The sequence below is a fragment of the Nocardioides nanhaiensis genome (assembly GCF_039542785.1).
Lineage (GTDB): Bacteria > Actinomycetota > Actinomycetes > Propionibacteriales > Nocardioidaceae > Nocardioides > Nocardioides nanhaiensis.
On record NZ_BAABIM010000002.1, the window covers coordinates 1,051,087 to 1,067,531 of the forward strand.

Annotated in this window: 20 protein-coding genes, 3 tRNA genes and 3 pseudogenes; 16 read left to right on the forward strand and 10 right to left on the reverse strand. The window is 72.9% G+C overall.

Going from position 1 to position 16,445, the window contains the following annotated elements; genetic code table 11:
* Positions 1 to 21 precede the first annotated feature (21 nt).
* Together ABD948_RS13115 and ABD948_RS13120 are read left to right on the forward strand one after the other, a co-directional pair.
* Entirely contained in the window at positions 22 to 165 is a 144-nt protein-coding gene (locus ABD948_RS13115) for a hypothetical protein (RefSeq protein ID WP_345266470.1), read from the forward strand.
* The gene (locus tag ABD948_RS13120; RefSeq protein WP_345266472.1) at positions 162 to 446 is read left to right on the forward strand and encodes a hypothetical protein; all 285 of its coding nucleotides are present in this window, start codon (positions 162 to 164) and stop codon (positions 444 to 446) included. The genes ABD948_RS13115 and ABD948_RS13120 overlap by 4 nt, the downstream gene beginning before the upstream one ends.
* A gap of 133 nt (positions 447 to 579) precedes the next feature.
* Here the strand turns inward: ABD948_RS13120 and ABD948_RS13125 are convergent, their stop codons facing one another.
* On the reverse strand, positions 580 to 1,104 hold the full coding sequence (locus tag ABD948_RS13125; protein ID WP_345266474.1) for a hypothetical protein: 525 nt from the start codon (positions 1,102 to 1,104) through the stop codon (positions 580 to 582).
* A 449-nt stretch (positions 1,105 to 1,553) separates the two neighbouring features.
* On the opposite strand from ABD948_RS13125, the gene ABD948_RS13130 reads away from it, so the two are divergent.
* From ABD948_RS13130 to ABD948_RS13145, 4 genes and pseudogenes are all read left to right on the forward strand, one after another.
* The gene (locus ABD948_RS13130) at positions 1,554 to 1,817 is read left to right on the forward strand and encodes a TraR/DksA family transcriptional regulator (RefSeq protein WP_345266476.1); all 264 of its coding nucleotides are present in this window, start codon (positions 1,554 to 1,556) and stop codon (positions 1,815 to 1,817) included.
* 230 nt (positions 1,818 to 2,047) lie between these two features.
* Positions 2,048 to 2,377, forward strand: a complete 330-nt coding sequence (locus ABD948_RS13135; RefSeq protein ID WP_345266478.1) for a TraR/DksA family transcriptional regulator — start codon at positions 2,048 to 2,050, stop codon at positions 2,375 to 2,377.
* Between the two features lie 56 nt (positions 2,378 to 2,433).
* Positions 2,434 to 3,123, forward strand: a pseudogene (locus ABD948_RS13140) (NAD(P)/FAD-dependent oxidoreductase); the annotation flags it as partial.
* Positions 3,124 to 3,254: 131 nt separating this feature from the next.
* Positions 3,255 to 3,647, forward strand: a pseudogene (locus ABD948_RS13145) (NAD(P)/FAD-dependent oxidoreductase); the annotation flags it as partial.
* Between the two features lie 212 nt (positions 3,648 to 3,859).
* On the opposite strand, the gene ABD948_RS13150 reads toward ABD948_RS13145, so the two are convergent.
* The gene (locus ABD948_RS13150; RefSeq protein ID WP_345266480.1) at positions 3,860 to 4,486 is read right to left on the reverse strand and encodes a hypothetical protein; all 627 of its coding nucleotides are present in this window, start codon (positions 4,484 to 4,486) and stop codon (positions 3,860 to 3,862) included.
* Positions 4,487 to 4,613: 127 nt separating this feature from the next.
* Between ABD948_RS13150 and ABD948_RS13155 the strand changes: the two genes are divergently transcribed.
* Positions 4,614 to 4,916, forward strand: a complete 303-nt coding sequence (locus ABD948_RS13155) for a winged helix DNA-binding protein (RefSeq protein ID WP_345266482.1) — start codon at positions 4,614 to 4,616, stop codon at positions 4,914 to 4,916.
* Positions 4,917 to 5,178: 262 nt separating this feature from the next.
* Here the strand turns inward: ABD948_RS13155 and ABD948_RS13160 are convergent.
* Both ABD948_RS13160 and ABD948_RS13165 read right to left on the reverse strand, forming a co-directional pair.
* Positions 5,179 to 5,400 (reverse strand): annotated as a pseudogene (locus ABD948_RS13160) (transposase); the annotation flags it as partial.
* Between the two features lie 123 nt (positions 5,401 to 5,523).
* Positions 5,524 to 5,596 (reverse strand) — tRNA-Arg (locus tag ABD948_RS13165).
* Positions 5,597 to 5,733: 137 nt separating this feature from the next.
* Here ABD948_RS13165 and ABD948_RS13170 point away from each other — a divergent pair.
* From ABD948_RS13170 to ABD948_RS13180, 3 genes are all read left to right on the forward strand, one after another.
* Positions 5,734 to 6,342: a GNAT family N-acetyltransferase gene (locus ABD948_RS13170; protein ID WP_345266484.1), complete on the forward strand. Its 609-nt coding sequence runs from the start codon at positions 5,734 to 5,736 to the stop codon at positions 6,340 to 6,342.
* A 264-nt stretch (positions 6,343 to 6,606) separates the two neighbouring features.
* Positions 6,607 to 8,439, forward strand: a complete 1,833-nt coding sequence (locus ABD948_RS13175) for a phosphoenolpyruvate carboxykinase (GTP) (RefSeq protein WP_345266486.1) — start codon at positions 6,607 to 6,609, stop codon at positions 8,437 to 8,439.
* 127 nt (positions 8,440 to 8,566) lie between these two features.
* A complete protein-coding gene (locus ABD948_RS13180) occupies positions 8,567 to 9,595 on the forward strand; it encodes a LuxR family transcriptional regulator (protein WP_345266488.1) in 1,029 nt (342 codons plus the stop codon).
* A gap of 240 nt (positions 9,596 to 9,835) precedes the next feature.
* Here the strand turns inward: ABD948_RS13180 and ABD948_RS13185 are convergent, their stop codons facing one another.
* From ABD948_RS13185 to ABD948_RS13195, 3 genes are all read right to left on the reverse strand, one after another.
* Complete coding sequence (locus ABD948_RS13185; protein ID WP_345266490.1) at positions 9,836 to 9,970, reverse strand: hypothetical protein; 135 nt, start codon at positions 9,968 to 9,970, stop codon at positions 9,836 to 9,838.
* Between the two features lie 221 nt (positions 9,971 to 10,191).
* A tRNA-Ser gene (locus tag ABD948_RS13190) sits at positions 10,192 to 10,286 on the reverse strand.
* 151 nt (positions 10,287 to 10,437) lie between these two features.
* Complete coding sequence (locus tag ABD948_RS13195; RefSeq protein WP_345266492.1) at positions 10,438 to 10,956, reverse strand: hypothetical protein; 519 nt, start codon at positions 10,954 to 10,956, stop codon at positions 10,438 to 10,440.
* 141 nt (positions 10,957 to 11,097) lie between these two features.
* Between ABD948_RS13195 and ABD948_RS13200 the strand changes: the two genes are divergently transcribed.
* Together ABD948_RS13200 and ABD948_RS13205 are read left to right on the forward strand one after the other, a co-directional pair.
* Entirely contained in the window at positions 11,098 to 11,505 is a 408-nt protein-coding gene (locus ABD948_RS13200) for a hypothetical protein (protein WP_345266494.1), read from the forward strand.
* Between the two features lie 47 nt (positions 11,506 to 11,552).
* Positions 11,553 to 11,637, forward strand: a tRNA-Ser gene (locus ABD948_RS13205).
* A 58-nt stretch (positions 11,638 to 11,695) separates the two neighbouring features.
* On the opposite strand, the gene ABD948_RS13210 is transcribed toward ABD948_RS13205, so the two are convergent.
* The gene (locus ABD948_RS13210) at positions 11,696 to 11,923 is read right to left on the reverse strand and encodes a biotin/lipoyl-binding carrier protein (protein WP_345266496.1); all 228 of its coding nucleotides are present in this window, start codon (positions 11,921 to 11,923) and stop codon (positions 11,696 to 11,698) included.
* Between the two features lie 82 nt (positions 11,924 to 12,005).
* Here ABD948_RS13210 and ABD948_RS13215 point away from each other — a divergent pair, with 82 nt between their 5' ends.
* Entirely contained in the window at positions 12,006 to 12,506 is a 501-nt protein-coding gene (locus ABD948_RS13215) for a hypothetical protein (RefSeq protein ID WP_345266498.1), read from the forward strand.
* A 34-nt stretch (positions 12,507 to 12,540) separates the two neighbouring features.
* Here the strand turns inward: ABD948_RS13215 and ABD948_RS13220 are convergent, their stop codons facing one another.
* Both ABD948_RS13220 and ABD948_RS13225 read right to left on the reverse strand, forming a co-directional pair.
* Positions 12,541 to 13,563, reverse strand: coding sequence for a hypothetical protein (locus ABD948_RS13220; RefSeq protein WP_345266500.1), 1,023 nt, complete (start codon positions 13,561 to 13,563; stop codon positions 12,541 to 12,543).
* A 21-nt stretch (positions 13,564 to 13,584) separates the two neighbouring features.
* On the reverse strand, positions 13,585 to 14,406 hold the full coding sequence (locus ABD948_RS13225; protein ID WP_345266502.1) for a carbon-nitrogen hydrolase family protein: 822 nt from the start codon (positions 14,404 to 14,406) through the stop codon (positions 13,585 to 13,587).
* A gap of 65 nt (positions 14,407 to 14,471) precedes the next feature.
* Here ABD948_RS13225 and ABD948_RS13230 point away from each other — a divergent pair, with 65 nt between their 5' ends.
* The 3 genes from ABD948_RS13230 to ABD948_RS13240 all read left to right on the forward strand — a co-directional run bounded on the left by ABD948_RS13230 (position 14,472) and on the right by ABD948_RS13240 (position 16,424).
* A complete protein-coding gene (locus tag ABD948_RS13230) occupies positions 14,472 to 15,047 on the forward strand; it encodes an NTP transferase domain-containing protein (protein ID WP_345266805.1) in 576 nt (191 codons plus the stop codon).
* 62 nt (positions 15,048 to 15,109) lie between these two features.
* Complete coding sequence (locus ABD948_RS13235; RefSeq protein WP_345266504.1) at positions 15,110 to 15,430, forward strand: DUF6457 domain-containing protein; 321 nt, start codon at positions 15,110 to 15,112, stop codon at positions 15,428 to 15,430.
* A gap of 16 nt (positions 15,431 to 15,446) precedes the next feature.
* A complete protein-coding gene (locus tag ABD948_RS13240) occupies positions 15,447 to 16,424 on the forward strand; it encodes an NAD(P)H-quinone oxidoreductase (RefSeq protein WP_345266506.1) in 978 nt (325 codons plus the stop codon).
* Positions 16,425 to 16,445 lie beyond the last annotated feature (21 nt).

A 16,445-nucleotide genomic window follows, 5' to 3' on the forward strand; every position in this document is an offset into this window, starting at 1 on the left:
GTCGACGACGACGCAGGGCACGTGCTGCAGTGGGCCCTCGACCTGGACCTGCTGCGCGACCTGGGTGACGGCACCCTGGAGGAGCTCAGCCCCGCACTCCTCTCTCCGCCGGCGACCAGGCGCGGGCGGCGCTCCAGCTCGATGTCGGCGAGCTGCTCGACGTGATCGCCCAGCTGCGGCGGCACGCCGTCGCCTCCCTCTACCTCGACCTCTTCCTCGACCGCGTCTGGCGCCCCTTCCTCGAGGACGGTCATCGCGCCCAGCAGTGGGCCGAGGTCGAGGACGCGCTGCGCGACGTCCGCCGCCTGGCCACCGAGACGCTCGTCGGTGCCTTCGAGCAGGTGATGTCGAGCCGGGTCACCGAGGTGCTCGACCAACAGGTGGTGCGTCCCGCGGCCTCGGGCAGGGGCAGCGCGAAGCCCCAGCGGTCCCGCGAGCCGGGGTGAGCGACACTGAGCGCACCAAGCGGCAGCCGGGCGAGAGTCGGATCGCCCCGCTGGTCCGGGTCGAGAGAGGTGCGCACGAGACGTCTCGCCTCGTCCTCTGGGTGGTCGAGCACGCGCTGGGCGAGACCGAGGGTCAGCGAGCCAGCCGCACCCGCGGCGTCCACGCGCCTCCGTTCGGGGCAGCGTCGCTGACCGACCCACTGCCGGAGCGGAGCGTCGCGGAGGTGGAGACGCGGACCGTGCCCGGGCTGCCCAGGCAGCGCGTCGGGATGGCGATGCGCGCGGTGGTGGCGCCCGAGAGGTAGCTGGCCCGGAAGCCGGCGCACTCACCGCGGGGCCCTCGGGTCTGCTTGCCCCCCACGAGCCGGAGTGCGTCGAAGCCGCTCTCAGGAGCGATGGCGCCGTAGTAGTTGCGCGGCTTGTTGGAGGTGTCGATCCAGAGCTGCAGGAGATCACCGCTCTCGTTCTGCGAGAAGGTGGCTGTGACGACCAGGCGGGCACGCGTGGCCTTGACCGAAATACCGCGCAGGTCGGCGTCACCGGCGGTGTCGCCGGCGTCCTCGACGACGACCGACGCCGCGGGCGCCCGCTCCGTGGGCGCATGCGCCTGCGCGGTGCCCGCGGCGCCGACACCGGACGTTGCGACAAGGGTGATCATCAGCGCACCGACAGAGCAACTGGTCCTCATCCCCAGCAGGCTAGCCCCATCCGGCGCGGTCGCCGCGGATCCCACCGCTTCTCTTCGACCCTCCGGGAAGTGACTGGCCTTACCGGGAGCGGTGTCCTAGGGTCACGTCATGGGTGAGGCACACGCGTCGCAGAGGCCGTCGTCGGCCACGCCTTCCCATGTCCCGAGCGGAGCAGCCCTCCTCGCCATCGCGCTGACGGAGGAGGCTCGCGGCATCCGAGGCCTCGACGTCCTGCGCCGCAGCGTCGACCGCGCCCCGCCTGGTCGTCCCTAGACGCACACCGCGTCCACGGTCCACAGCACACCGACTCCGTCGGTGTGCATGTTCGCCTACCCGAGGGACAACCATGTTCAGCACCATCCGACGCCCGCGCAGGCCGGGCTCGTCGTCATCCGACCCCCAGCTCGACCTTGCCAGGATGCGGACCCAGCTGCTGCGCACAGCCTCCGTACGCCGGACGCAGCTGCTGGAGCTGCGGCCGATCCAGCCCGGCGACACGGTCGCGCTCCAGCACCGGGCCAGCGTGCGCCGCATCCTCGGCGACATTCACGCGGCCCTCGACCGCATGGACTCCGGCGCCTACGGACGCTGCACCCGCTGTGGGTCGGCAATGGCGCCCGAGCTGCTCACCTCGCGACCGTGGGTCGCCCGGTGCGAGCCGTGCACCCCGAGGACGTCGTGACCCGCGGCGTCCACGGCCCTCCCGGCCTCTCGCCGGGAAGAGCGCCTTCCCCCGCCGACTGAACCCGCTCGCCGCGAGCCGCGACGCCGTCGCGGCTCGCGGCCAGGTCGTGACGGCAGCACCGTGCTCGCCCCGCTCCTGCGCTGCACACCGCGTCGCGACACGGCGCCGTCGCTCGCGTCGTCGCTGGTCGACACCCTCCGCACCCCTCCCACGCAAGGAAGATCTCCATGACTGCTCACGCCATCCCACCGGAGGCCGGTGTCCCCGACGACGTCCGCGCCCGCATCCGGGCCGACCTGGACGAGGCGTCCGCTCACCGTCGCCGACAGCTCGACGCCCTCCTGACTGACGGACCCGGCGCCGGTGTCGACGTCGATCCCGTGGCATCCGCCCAGCGCGCCACCGTCCGGCACCTGCTCCAGCAGGTCCTCGCCGCACAGGCCCACCTCGACGACGACGACTTCGGCCGGTGCTCGGTCTGCCAGGGGCCCATCCCCGTCGCACGGCTGGAGGTCCGCCCGTGGACGACCACCTGCGTCGCGTGCCCCGCGCCATGAGCCGCCGTCACGCCCCGCACCCGCGTCCCCGGTCGGTCGCCGTCGTCGGAGGTGGCATGGTCGGACTGGCCACCGCCTGGCACCTCGCGCGCGGCGGCGCCACGGTCACGGTCCTGGAGTCGCGGCACGTGGCGGCCGGCGCGTCGTGGGGCAACGCCGGGTGGTTGACCCCGGCCAAGACCACACCACTGCCCGAGCCGGCCGTCCTGCGCTACGGCCTGCGCAGCCTTGCCCGTCCCTCGTCCCCCCTGTACGTGCCGGTGCGCGCGGATCCCCGCCTGCTGCGGTTCCTGGCCGGGTTCGCCCGCCACTGCACCGACCGCGCCTGGGCGCGCGCGACGGCCGCCTACGCGCCGGTCAACGCCGCCGCCCTCGATGCCTTCGACGAGCTGGCCCAGCAAGCACCCGGCCTAGCACAGGACTCGGCCGACCCTTTCCTGATGGTCTTCCGCAGCGTGGCCGAGCGAGACGCCGCCCTGGCCGACCTCTCACGCACGCCTGGCGCACACGCTGCCGGCCACGAGGTCTTGGACGGTGACGAGGTCCGCAGGATTCAACCGAGCCTGTCGCAGGAGGCCCGCGCCGGGATCGCGCTGCACGGACAGCGCTACATCGACCCGCCGGCCTTCATGAGCGCCCTCGCCGACGCCGTGCGTGCGCTCGGCGTCGAGATCTCCGAGGGTGTCGCCGTCACGAGCGTGCGAGGTGACGGAGAGCAGGTGCTGCTGACCGACGGCACCGGGGAGGGGCGCCGCTTCGACGCCGTCGTCATCGCCACCGGCGCTCATCTGGCCGACCTGGCTCGAGCTCACGGGGTCCACCGGCTCGTCCAGGCCGGACGCGGGTACTCCTTCACCGTCGCGGGCGAGCAGATCCCCACCGGGCCCGTGTACTTCCCGACCCAACGGGTGGCCTGCACGCCGGTCCGCGTCGCGGGGCAGCCACGGCTGCGGGTCGCCGGGATGATGGAGTTCCGCCGCCCCGACGAGCCGCTCGACCCCGTCGCATCGCCGCGATCGTCGCAGCCACCCGCAGCCTGTACACCGGGCTCGACTTCGAGGACCGTCACGACGAGTGGGTCGGCTCGCGCCCGTGCACGACCGACGGGATGCCGCTGATCGGCCGGACCCGCAGCAGCCGCGTCTACGTGGCCGGCGGTCACGGCATGTGGGGCATCGTGCTCGGCCCGCTGACCGGGCGGTTGCTCGCCCAGCAGGTGCTCGAGGGCACCACCGCCCCCGAGCTGCGCCCGTTCGACCCGCTCCGGTGAGGTCGCCTGCGGGCGAGTGACCAGGGTCCGTCGGGGGCGGCGCCGCCGCGCAACCCTTCCACCGCGCCCGGCCCGGTGGTCGCCGTCCGGGACACGATGCTGAGTGCCGGCAGCCCCGGGCGGGCCGGCTCGCCTCACGATGACGAGGGGATTCAAGGCGCGTCTGGTGCGTCGCATGCCCCAGAGCTCACCAGCCGGATTCGGGACTCATGTCACCCTCCGGAGTCTGCATCCGCACCTGCCGCCGCCGGGACCGCCCCCGGCACCCGGCCCGGCGAGGCTCGGACCGCCGTCGCACACAGGAGGCTGGAGGACTGCCCCCAGTCGGCGCTGCGGGTGGTCCCGCGATCGACGAGCACACAGCGCGTGCCTGTGAACTTCGTCGGCATGCACGTGTTGCAGTGGATGCACAGCGACGGCGTCGTTGCGTCGGCCTCCATGCGTGCCACCAGGTCCGGCTCGCGGAGCAGGGCGCGGCCCATGGCGACGTACTCGAACCCCTCGCGAACCGCACGGTCGATCCCGGCGCGGTCGGTGATGCCGCCCAGCAGCACTATGGGCAAGCCGATCGCCGCGCGCACCTGACGGGCGTCCTCGAGCAGGTAGGAGTCGCGGTAGGGATAGGTCCGGATCAGGCGCTTGCCGACGGTGCGGACCCCGAGGCGGATCGCGGGCGGCATGACCTGTGCGAACTCCTCGACGGGAGCGTCGCCCTTGAAGAGGTACATCGGGTTGAGCAGGGATGACCCAGCGGTCATCTCCAGGGCATCGCAGGTGCCGTCGGCCTCGAGCCACTGGGCGAACGGGACCGCCTCGTCCAGCCAGGATCCGCCGCGCACGGCGCTCGAGCGACCAGGTCATCTGACGCGCACGATCATCGCCCGGCAGGCCTACGCAGAAGGAGTCAGCGCATTGCAGTTCAGCCTGCTGACCCGCCGTCGAACCACGACTCCAACACGATCCCGGGTGCGCGACCTCGCGGCCGAGCTCGACACGTCCCAACCGACCATCACTGACGCGCTGGCGACGTTGCGACGCAAGAACTTGGTCGCCGAGGCGCCAGACCCGGCTGAGCGCCGTCACGCCTTCTTCTCCCTGACCGACGACGGGCGCGACCTGTGTGATCGACTGCTGCACTGGGATCGTTCCGTGACCGCGACGATGACCCGCATCGACCCCGCCCTGAAGGGCACGGCCTGCGCGTCGTGCTCGGCATCATCGCTAATCATCAGGCTGCCGGGGTCATCAACGTCGCTTGAACGTGTCTGACCTGTCATTGGTTCGACGACGCCCCCCGTCTTCGACGCACAGGAGGCTCAACCGGGCGAAGAACAGCAAGGTCCCTACCGCTGCAACCTGCTCGACACCCGATTCGACGATCAGCAGCTCCGAATGGACTGCACTGAGCATCGGCCGGAGCCCCGATAGTGGTGCAGCGCTGCGTTTCTTCGCTCGGCCTGATGCGGCGGTCAGTGCGGGGCAGGTCGTCAGTTCCTGTCTCGGGGTCGGTGGTCGGCACGATGTTGACGCGTCAGCGGACCACGACCTCGAGCGCGAGGTAGCCGCGGTCGTCTCGGCCCAGTCGTCGTCGGTCTGCTCGGCCAGGAGCGCGCCGACGAGCCGCACGACCGTCTCGTGCGTGAGGAAGACCCGACGGCGCCGGTGCGACGCCGGGTCTCGCAGTTGACCGCTCGGCGGGGTTGTTGGACCAGATCTTGGTCCACACGCCCTTGAGGAACGCGGTGAAGCCGAGGTGCCCACAGTGTGCTCGCAGACGACTGACCATCATCGGTGGCAACTACCGCCGACACAGCCCACCGACGCCGAAATCAGCGAAGCCCAGGTCAGCGAGCTGACCTGGGCCTTCGGGGTGCTGCGCGCCTGTAGGGATTCGAACCCCAAACCTTCTGATCCGTAGTCAGATGCTCTATCCGTTGAGCTACAGGCGCCTGCTCGGGCTGACCGAGCAACCAGAGCAGACTAGCCGACGCGCTCGGCGGAGGTGAAATCGGATCCGACGCCCCGCGCGCGTGGGAGAATGACGTCAGAGCCTCGAGCGCCCACCGGCGTCTCGAGGCTCTTGTGCATGTGCCACCCATCAGCGCCCGGGGCGACGCCCGGGCCCGTCCACCTCCGCCGAGCCACCCCCGACGACGAGCGCCCGCTGCGTCAGCTGTGGAACCTCTTCCGCCACGACGTCTCCCTGTGCAACGGCGCCCTCCCGGACGCCGACGGGCTGTTCCGCCACGAGCGGCTCGATGCCGCGCTGGCCGGAGAGCCGGGCTGGGAGGCGCACCTGGCCGTCGCCGGGGTGCACCCGGTGGCGTTCGCCGTCAACCGGGCACTCGAGCGACCCGAGCACGTGCTCACCGCGCTCTTCGTCGTCGCCGCCGCCCGTCGTACCGGACTGGGCGTCACGCTGGCCCGGCACGCCGTGGGCCGTCATCCGGGCCGGTGGGCGGTCGCCTTCGCGCCCGGCAACGCCGCGGCGGCGGCGTTCTGGCCGAGGTTCGCCGCCGGCTGGGTGCTCGACCCCGCGGGCGCGCACGGCCCTGACCACTGGGTCCGCTTCACGGTTCCGCCTGCCGCCCCGGGGGGCAGGGGTGGCGCAGTGACCGATCAGGCGCGGTCAACGGTCACCCAGGCACCGCCGACCCGGGGTCGGGGTGCGTGGGTGACCGTTCGCGGCGTGTGAACGGGCACCGACGCACCGCCACCCGGCGGTGACCTCGCCCGTCCCGACCGCCGCCACACCGAACCCGGAGAACGAGTTTTCACGCTGTGATCCGCGCCACGGACCGTGGATCGATCCAATATGTCGGCCCTCTCCCACCCGGTTAGCCTCGGCCCACTCGCGGGCCGTGCGGCGCAGCTGCACCGGGCCGGGACTCCACTCAAGTCGCGACAACGACGCCGCGCGATCCACCTCACCTCGAACGCGCGAGAAGGACTTCCGCTGATGACCGCAGACCTCCAGGCCCCCGTCGATCCCGTGGGCGACGCCCCCACGACGCACCAGGGCATCCTCGACTTCGTCCGCGAGGCGGCCGCCCTGACGCAGCCGGCTCGCGTCTACTGGTGCACCGGCTCCGACGAGGAGTGGACCGAGCTGACCGACGCGCTGGTCTCCACCGGCACCTTCACCCAGCTCAACCCGGAGATCAAGCCGAACAGCTTCTACGCGGCCTCCGACCCCATCGACGTCGCGCGCGTCGAGGACCGCACCTACATCTGCTCGGTCGACGAGAAGGACTGCGGGCCCACCAACAACTGGATGGAGCCCAGCAAGATGAAGGAGCTCATGCGCGGGCTCTACGCCGGCTGCATGCGCGGTCGCACCATGTACGTGATCCCGTTCGTGATGGGCCACCTCGACGCCGAGAAGCCGATGTTCGGCATCGAGGTCACCGACTCGGCCTACGTGACCGCCAGCATGCGCGTGATGGCGCGCATGGGCAGCGACGTGCTCGCCCGGATGACCGAGCTCGAGGCCGACTTCGTGCCCGCGCTGCACTCGGTGGGTCACCCGCTCGAGCCGGGCCAGGACGACGTCGCCTGGCCGTGCAACGACACCAAGTACATCGTGCAGTTCCCCGAGGAGCGGGCCATCTGGTCCTTCGGCTCCGGCTACGGCGGCAACGCCCTGCTCGGCAAGAAGTGCTACGCGCTGCGCATCGCCAGCGTGATGGCGCGCGACGAGGGCTGGCTCGCCGAGCACATGCTGATCCTCAAGCTCACCAGCCCGCAGGACGTCGTCAAGTACGTGGCCGCGGCCTTCCCGAGTGCCTGCGGCAAGACCAACCTCGCGATGCTGCAGCCCACCATCCCGGGCTGGAAGGTCGAGACCCTGGGCGACGACATCGCCTGGATGCGCATCGGCGAGGACGGCCGCCTGTGGGCGGTCAACCCAGAGTTCGGCTTCTTCGGCGTGGCGCCCGGCACCAACGAGCACACCAACCCCAACGCCATGAAGACCATCAACAAGGGCAACTCGGTCTTCACCAACGTCGCGCTCACCGAGGACGGCGACGTGTGGTGGGAAGGCCTGGAGAACCCACCGGCCAAGGCCACCTCGTGGAAGGGCGAGCCGTGGACGCCGGACTCCCCCGAGCTGTCCAGCCACCCCAACAGCCGTTACTGCACGCCCATCAAGCAGTGCGACATCCTGGCTCCCGAGTACGACGACCCCCGCGGGGTCCCCATCGACGCGATCCTCTTCGGCGGGCGCCGCAAGACCACCGTCCCCCTGGTCTTCGAGGCCCGCGACTGGACCCACGGCACCTTCCTCGGCGCCACGCTCTCCTCGGAGACCACCGCGGCCGCCGTCGGCGCCGTCGGCGTGGTGCGCCGCGACCCCATGGCCATGCTGCCCTTCATCGGCTACAACGCCGGTGACTACTTCAGCCACTGGATCAACATGGGCAAGGACCACGACGCCGCGAAGCTGCCCCGCATCTTCTACGTCAACTGGTTCCGCCGCGACGACGAGGGCGGCTTCCTGTGGCCGGGCTTCGGCGAGAACAGCCGCGTGCTCAAGTGGGTCGTGGAGCGCATCGAGGGCCAGGCGGCCGCGGTCGAGACCCCCGTGGGTCACGTGCCGGCGCCGGGCTCGCTCGACACCGACGGTCTCGACATGACGCCGGAGGCGCTCGAGGCGGCCCTCGCCGTCGACCCCGAGGAGTGGAAGGCCGAGATCCCGCAGATCCAGGAGTGGTTCGAGAAGTTCGGCGACGACCTCCCGGCCGTCCTCTGGACCGAGCTCGACGGCCTCAAGCAGCGCCTGGGCGTCTGACCTCCCAGCGCCCCGTTCGACTCACCACACCCCTCACCGCTCGATGCGGTGGGGGGTGTGGTCGTGTGTGGGAGCATCGTCGGCACGGGCGCAAGCACCAGCCGACCGGCGGGCACGGGAGCGCGCCGTGGAAGGGGTGGGGGTGGCCGAGCACGGGCCGGAGCAGCGCGACCTGTTCCAGACCCAGGCCGCGGGGCTCTACGAGACCATCGTGGGCACCTCCGGCATCTCCGAGGACGACCCGCGGCTGCGGCCCGAGCACGAGCTGCGCCCCGCCTTCGACCTCCTCGTCGAGCTGGGCCTGCTGCAGCTCGACAAGACGACTGCGACCTGGGTGCCCGAGGACCCCAGCAACGTCGCCTCCCGCGTCGTCTCGCCGCTCTCCCAGCGGGCCACCACGCTGCTCGAGGAGTCCTCGGAGTGGGCGCGCGCCTTCGCGGGGCTGCAGCAGTCGTGGCGGCGCTCGCCGATGGCGCAGTCACGCGGGCCCTTCACCTACCTGCACGAGGGCGCCATCGGGCCGTTCCTGACCGCGCTCGTGGCCGAGGCGGAGGAGGAGATGCTCACCGCCCAGCCGCAGGCCGGCCGGGATCCCCAGACCCTGGCCGCCGCTGCCCTGCGTGACACGGCGATGCTCGAGCGCGGCTGCTCGATGCGCACGCTCTACCAGCACAGCGCCCGGCGCAGCTCGGTGACGCACAAGTACGTCGCCGCCGTCACCTCGCGCGGCGCGCAGGTGCGCACCCTCGACGAGTTCTTCAACCGGATGATCGTGGTCGACCGCCGGGTCGCCGTCATCCCCGGCGACAGCCTCAGCGTCGCACTGGCGGTGCGCGAGCCCTCGGTGGTGGCCTACCTGGTGGACGTCTTCGAGCGCGCCTGGGAGCGCGCGCGGCCGTTCACCAACAAGGAGAGCTCGATGATGCGCGAGATCGCCGTCGAGCAGCGGGCGATGACGATCCGGATGCTCATCGAGGGCCACGCCGACCCCGTCTCGGCCAAGCGACTGGGCGTCAGCCCGCGCACCTACGCCGGCTACATCGCCGACCTGAAGACGGAGTTCGAGGCCGCCACCCGCTTCCAGCTGGGCTACCGGATGGGCCAGCAGGGCCTCTCGGGCCACGAGGACGTCGAACCGGACGACCACGGCGGGTGACCCCGGCCCGGGCATGACTGTGACCGGCGGTCACCCCTTGACGGGGGACCCCGGTCGATGTGGGAATGAGTCGCGGGCGGTGACTCGAGTCTGGTTCGAGTCACCGCCCGCAACTGTTGAGACCAGCCACAGGGGGGTGGCACGGGGACCGAACAAGTGGGGGGAAAGTTGGGTCCCGGTCTCGGTTCGGGGATCGGGCGCCGGCGCGGTGTCCGGCCGGCCCCGATCAGCGGGGTGCGCTCAGCGCACGACCTTGCAGGCCCCGCCGCAACCCCAGCTGGAGTCGCGCGCCTCGGCGGGCGTGGCCACGCCCAGGAGGCCGACGGAGAGGGCGGTCGCGGCGACCGTGATGCACACCTTGCGAGCGAAGTTCATGATTCCCACCTTTGAGTTTGTTCGTCCGGCCGGACTCTGGCCCAGCCTCTGATCTGCGTGTCCCCGGCCTGGTGAGGCCGCGTGATCGAGTCTGCGTGCTGGCTGCGGTGGGGGGCGAGCCAGCACTTGGCTCATCTTTCTGCATTGCAAGTTTATGCAACGGGAGGGCTCTACGACAGACCTGCCGGCCACCCGAGGGCGGCCGGCAGGTTGTCGTGTGATGGCGGAGGCGGCGGGATTTGAACCCGCGAGAGGAGGATCACTCCTCAACCCGCTTAGCAGGCGGGCGCCATAGACCGGACTAGGCGACGCCTCCCCGCTGGCGTGCTCCGGCGAGCCGGCGCAGCATCAGCGCCGGTAAGGCTACAAGCACCGCGCCCGGGTGCACGAATCCGGTGGGCGTGGCGCGACGTGGCGCGGCGTGGCGCGCAGTGGCGTGGCGGCAGGACGACGACGGGGCGGCAGGACTACGACGCGGCCGGTCCGCCGTCGCGGTCCGACCCGGACTCACGCAGGGGCCGCAGGCCGTGCCCGTGGCGCAGCCGCTGCTGCAGGTCGCGCACCAGCTGCTCGCGCTCCTCGCCCAGGGCGCCGACCGGCAGCGTCGTGCGGCCGCCGGCCTCGAGGTTGAGCACCACGACCGGCGCCCCCGCGAGCGTGGTGGTGCCGACGTCGGCGACCTCGCGCCACGCGGCGGACCGGACGCCGACCCCGAACGCCAGCCCGACCCGGTAGCCCTCGGCGTCCAGGCGCACCAGGTAGGCACGGGCGCGCAGCCACCAGCCGAGCACCGCCAGTCCGAGCACGCCGAGGCCCGCCACGAGCACCAGCAGGTCCGGGGTGGCACCCAGCGTGGCGACCAGCAGCGTGACGACCAGCACGAGCGCGGCGAGCGCGACCAGGGCCGCCCCGACCACGCGCGCGGCGAGGATGCCGGGCAGCCGGTAGTGGGTGACGTCGGGGACGTCGGGGGCAGCGGGATCCACGGCCCCATTCAACCCGACGACCGGCACATGCGCTCCCACGCCTTCGTGCTGCCACTTGTGGCCGGACCGGGCCGCGGGCATGCTGCGGGGAGGAGTCGGCCGCGCGGCCGGCACTCCCCGACGGCTCCCCGGAGGTGAACCGTGCCCCCCGACACCCCCGCCCGGCAGTCCGGCATCCACGGCGCCCTCGCCCAGCTCGACCGGGCACTCGACTCCCCGCGTCGCGACGGCGTCGCGCTGGGCAACTGGCGCTGGACCGTGCGCCAGCGGATGACCGCCGTGCGCGACGTGCTGGCCCACGAGCAGGTGGGTCCCCAGGGCACCGGCGGCGACGGCTGGTTGGCCGCCCGCGGCGGTGCGGCGTTCCGCGAGCGCGAGGGTCTGCTGCTGCGGCTCGGCGCCGCCGGCACCCAGGTGCTCGAGGCCCCGGACGCCGAGGCGGTGCGCGTGGAGCTCAAGCGGTTGCTGGCCGACGTGGCCCACCACCTGCAGCGCGTGCACGACCTGGCCTACGACGAGGTCGAGCTGGAGCTGGGCGGCTCGGAGTAGCCGAGCCGTGCGCGCCACCGCACCGGCGTCGTAGGCTGGCACCACCGGGAGGGGTGCCGGAGCGGCCGATCGGAACCGCCTTGAAAGCGGTCGTAGGGAGACCTACCGCGGGTTCGAATCCCGCCCCCTCTGCGCGGACCGTCGCCGGTCCCGGGGCCTGTCGTCCAGGGTCCCGGGGCTGCGCGGCGGGTCAGACCAGCTCGACCAGCAGGTCGCCCTCCTGGACGACGTCGCCCGGCGCCACGCCCAGCGAGCGCACCGTGCCGGGGTGCTCGGCGATCACGGGGATCTCCATCTTCATCGACTCCAGCAGCGCGACGGTGTCGCCGACGGCGACCGCCGCACCCACCTCGACGTCGACCGAGAGGACGTTGGCGACCATCTCGGCCCGGATCTCGACCACCTGTTCACGAGCCACCCCGCCACGCTAGCCGTTACCCCGCAGTACCCCGCCAGCGCAGTCTCCGGGCGGCGCAGCCGCGGGGGTGCCACGATGCGGCATGCGCCGTCGTCCCACCTCCGTCGCCGCGACACGCCGCCCTCTGCCGAGCCTCCCGGGCAGGCTGCTCACCGTTCTGCTCCTCGGTCTGCTCTCCGCCCTGCTCCCCGGGTGCGGACAGGCGGACGACCCGCCGACGGGACCGCGGGCCGACACGGGCGCACCGGAGGCCGGACCCGTGGTCGCGCACCTCTCCCCCGGCGCCGGCGACGGCATGGCCGCGCTCATCCAGGGACCGCTGGAGCTCACCGGCGACTGCCTGCTGGTGGGTGGGTACCCCGTGGTCTGGCCGCACGGCACCACCTGGGACGCCGAGGCCGGCAGGGTGCGGCTGCCCGACGGCGAGGCCGTCGGCGAGGGTGACCGGGTCAGCGGTGGCGGCGGTTACCTCTACCTCGCGGACCTGGGTCCGGACCTCGCCGACCCGCTGGCCGCCTGCCCCGTGAACGAGTACGGGGAGGTCGCGATGTTCAACCCCGGGGAGGAGATCACCGTCGGGTGATCCCTCGCGCGGCCTCGCGCGGTGAGGAGCACGCTCAGAGCAGCGCGGCGCCACGCGGCGGCTCGGGCCGCACGGCGACGTCGCCCTCGGGCGCGCGGGCCCGCGTGCGGCGGCCCCGGGGACCGGTGAGGGCGAGGTCGAGGCGGATCACCAGGAAGCCGATGACCAGACCCACCACGACGCCGTAGACCACCGAGAGCACCGCCTCGGTGAGCGTGATCATCGGGTTGACCAGGCTGCTGGCCGCAGCCGCCGTCGCGGCCACGCCGAAGGCGCACAACCACCAGCCCTGACGACGCCGCGCGCGCATGTGGCATCCCCAGACGAGCGCGGGGACGCCGAGCACCGACTCCACCGGCCGGGGGAACGCCCCGAGCTCCTCGCGGCTCCAGCGGACGCCGTCGAGCAACGACTCCACGAGGTCCTGGGTGCCGTAGCGGCGCAGCAGCTCGGCGTAGAGCAGCGTGCCGGTGAGCACCACCGCGCCCACCACGACGACGAGCACGCCCCGGCGCCCCAGGCCGTGCAGACCGGCGCCGAGTCGGTAGACGAGCACGAAGGCGCCGGCCAGGGCCAGCGCGAAGGCGGCGTACTCGAAGCGCGCCACCGCCACGACGGGCGCGTACCCGACGACGGCGAGCGCGCCCACCGCCGCCACCAGCATCGCCAGCAGGCACTCGCGTACCGCGTGGCGGAAGCGTGGGGCGGGCACGGTGGTCATCACGCCCAGCACGGCCGCGATGGCGCAGGTGGTGACGGCGGCGCCGGTGCTCAGCCGGTCGTCGTCGAGCAGCACGGCCGCCAGCCCCAGGGCGAGGGCCAGGCCGCCGAAGACCACGGGGCGCCCACCGGTGCGGGCGGCCAGCGCGACGGTGAAGACCGTGGAGATCGTGACCGCGCCGGCGCTCCCCGCCCAGGCGGGGGTCAGCCAGGCCGGGCTCGCCGGGACCATGGCGGCCACCAGCACCGCCGTCGCGAGCAGGGTCGCCAGCGCCAGCACGAGCGCCACCGCGCGGTGCAGACGGGCTGCACGCGGCTGCTCGGACGGGCTGGACACGGGGAGGAAGGCTACCGGCGCTCAGAGCCGGCGATTGGCCAGGGAGGGGTTCGTGCGCCGGGCCGTGAGCAGGATCTCGGGGTCGAGCTCGGCACGCAGGACGGCGGGCTCGGGGCCGGCCTCCACGAGCACGTCGCCGAGCGGGTCGACCACGGTGGAGTGCCCGGTGTAGCGGGGGGCGGGCTGCCCGACGGCCACCACGAAGCAGGTGTTCTCGATCGCGCGGGCCCGTGCGAGCGTCGTCCAGTGCGTCACCTTGCGCTCCCCGGCCACCCACGCGGCCGGCACCACCAGCACCTCGGCGCCGGCCTGCACCAGCAGCCGGGACAGCTCGGGGAAGCGCAGGTCGTAGCAGGTCATCAGGCCGACCTGCCAGCCGCCGACGCTGATCACCGTGGGCTCCACCGGGCCCGCCCGCAGCCGGTCGGACTCGCGGTAGCCGAAGGAGTCGTAGAGGTGCACCTTGCGGTAGCCGGCCAACGGCGCGCCGTCGGGTCCGTGCGCCACCAGGGTGTTGAAGGGGCGCTGCGGGTCGTCGCTGCGCTCGAACATGCCGGCCACCACGGTGGTGCGGTGCTCGGTGGCCACGCGGGCCACCTCGGCGGCGAAGGCACCCTCGCGCGTCTCGGCGAACGGCGCGACGTCGGAGCCGGCCTCGCCGAAGTCGCGCGCCCACGCCTCGGGGAAGACCACCAGGTCGACGTCGTCGGGCGTGTGCGTCGCCAGCGCCGCGCGGTTCTCGGCCGGCTCCAGCGACGCCGGCTGCTGCACCAGCGTCACCCGCAAGGGTGCGCGGTCCGCGGTCTCGAGGCTCTCGTGGTCGTGCTCCGGGTCACTGCTCACGGTGCCACCCTGCCAGCACCCGACCACCCGGTCCCGCGGACTGGCAGGCTGGCCGTGTGGGCGCGATGCACAGCAACGACGTGGGGGACGGCTTCTGCGCCGTCGTGCTGGCCGGTGGCCGGGCGGCGCGGCTGGGCGGCGTCGACAAGGCCGGCATCGAGCTGCGCGGCCGCACCCTGCTCGACCACGCCCTCGAGACGGTCGTCGACGCCGCCGAGGTGGTCGTGGTGGGCGAGCAGGTGCCCACCGACCGACCCGTGACGTTCGTGCGCGAGGAGCCGCGGTTCGGCGGCCCGGTCGCCGGCCTGCTCACCGGGCGCGACGCGCTCCTGCGGCAACCGCGGTGGCTGGCCGTCGTCGCCGTCGACATGCCGCAGCTGGGGCCCCAGACCCTCGCGCGCCTGGGCGCCGCCGCGCACGAGCACGACGGTGCGGTGCTGGTCGGGCCCGACGGACGCCGTCAGGCGGCGCTGTGGCTGCGGGTCGCGCGGCTCGACGCCGTCCGCCCCGGCCGCGAGCAGCAGCACGACCTGGCGCTGCGAGCACTGCTCGCACCGCTCGACCTCGCCGAGGTGCCCGCGCAGGGTGAGGAGCACCGCGACGTCGACACGTGGGCCGACCTGCGCGACCTCGCCGACTGATCCCACCGACTCACCTCGCCCAGGGGCTTGCGGGCCGCGCCGTCCGAGGCCAGCCTGGGCCTGTGAACCTGCACGACTGGATCGACGAGCTGTGTGACGTGCTCGACCTGGAGGTCGAGGTGGACGAGGCGCTCGTGGCCGACCTCGTCGAGGCCGCCCGCACGAACGTGGAGCCGGCCGCCGGGCCGGTGACCGCCTACCTGCTCGGCGTCGCCGCGGGACCCGCCGCCCGCCCGGACCAGGTGGAGGCGCTCGCCGCGCGCGCCCAGACCCTGGCGCAGGGTTGGGATCGCCCGGCCGGGGCACCTGATCCGGACGACGTCGACGACGACGTCCCGGACGACGCCGGGGTGGACCACGCCGGTGAGGAACTCGACGACTGAGAGGTCAGGCCCCACGATGCTGACAGTCCAGCGCACCGCCGACGGCGGCCCCGAGGTGCTGCACCTGATGGAGACCGACGACGAGCAGCCCGGCCCCGGCGAGGTGGCGCTCGACGTGGCGGCCACCGCCGTCAACCGGGCCGACCTGCTGCAGCGGCAGGGCCACTACCCGCCACCGCCCGGTGTCACCGAGGTGATCGGCCTGGAGTGCAGCGGCACCGTGGCCGCCGTCGGTGAGGGCGTCACCGACTGGAAGGTGGGCGACGAGGCGTGCGCGCTGCTGGCCGGCGGTGGGTACGCCAGTCGCGTCGTGTGCCCCGTGGGCCAGCTGATGCCGCTGCCGCCCGGCACCGACCTGGTGACCGCGGCCGCGCTCCCCGAGACCGCCTGCACCGTGTGGTCCAACGTCTTCATGGTGGCCGGGTTGCAGGCCGGCGACATCTTCCTCGTGCACGGCGGCGCCGGTGGCATCGGCACGATGGCCATCCAGGTGGCGGCCGCCGCCGGGGCCCGGGTGATCACCACCGCCGGCTCCGCCGAGAAGCTGGCGCTGTGCCGCGAGCTCGGTGCCGCGGTGACCATCGACTACCACGAGCAGGACTTCGTGGAGGAGGTCAAGGCCGCCACCGACGGGCACGGCGCCGACGTGATCCTCGACAACATGGGCGCCAAGTACCTCGGCCGCAACGTCTCCGCGCTCGCCACCGAGGGCCGCCTGGTCGTGATCGGCATGCAGGGCGGCAGCCGCGGCGAGCTCGACCTCGGCAAGCTGCTCGTCAAGCGCGGCGCCGTGATCGCCACCTCCCTGCGCGGCCGGCCCGCCGACGAGAAGGCCCGGATCTGCGCCTCGGTGGCCGAGCACGTGTGGCCGCTGGTGGGGGCGGGCGAGGTGCGGCCGATCATCGAGCGCACCATGCCGCTCACCGACGTCGTCGCCGCCCACGAGCTGATGGAGTCCGGAGCGCACAGCGGCAAGATCGTCCTCACGCTCTGAGGTCCGATCGCGCGCTGGACA

Excerpts from the sequence above, each read along its gene's own strand:
- ABD948_RS13215 (WP_345266498.1), top strand. The coding sequence starts at position 12,006 with ATGCGCCGTCGTCCCACCTCCGTCGCCGCGACACGCCGCCCTCTGCCG.
- ABD948_RS13240 (WP_345266506.1), top strand. The coding sequence starts at position 15,447 with ATGCTGACAGTCCAGCGCACCGCCGACGGCGGCCCCGAGGTGCTGCAC.
- ABD948_RS13135 (WP_345266478.1), top strand. The coding sequence starts at position 2,048 with ATGACTGCTCACGCCATCCCACCGGAGGCCGGTGTCCCCGACGACGTC.
- ABD948_RS13125 (WP_345266474.1), bottom strand. The coding sequence starts at position 1,104 with ATGATCACCCTTGTCGCAACGTCCGGTGTCGGCGCCGCGGGCACCGCG.
- ABD948_RS13130 (WP_345266476.1), top strand. The coding sequence starts at position 1,554 with ATGCGGACCCAGCTGCTGCGCACAGCCTCCGTACGCCGGACGCAGCTG.
- ABD948_RS13185 (WP_345266490.1), bottom strand. The coding sequence starts at position 9,970 with ATGAACTTCGCTCGCAAGGTGTGCATCACGGTCGCCGCGACCGCCCTC.
- ABD948_RS13230 (WP_345266805.1), top strand. The coding sequence starts at position 14,472 with ATGCACAGCAACGACGTGGGGGACGGCTTCTGCGCCGTCGTGCTGGCC.
- ABD948_RS13175 (WP_345266486.1), top strand. The coding sequence starts at position 6,607 with ATGACCGCAGACCTCCAGGCCCCCGTCGATCCCGTGGGCGACGCCCCC.
- ABD948_RS13170 (WP_345266484.1), top strand. The coding sequence starts at position 5,734 with ATGTGCCACCCATCAGCGCCCGGGGCGACGCCCGGGCCCGTCCACCTC.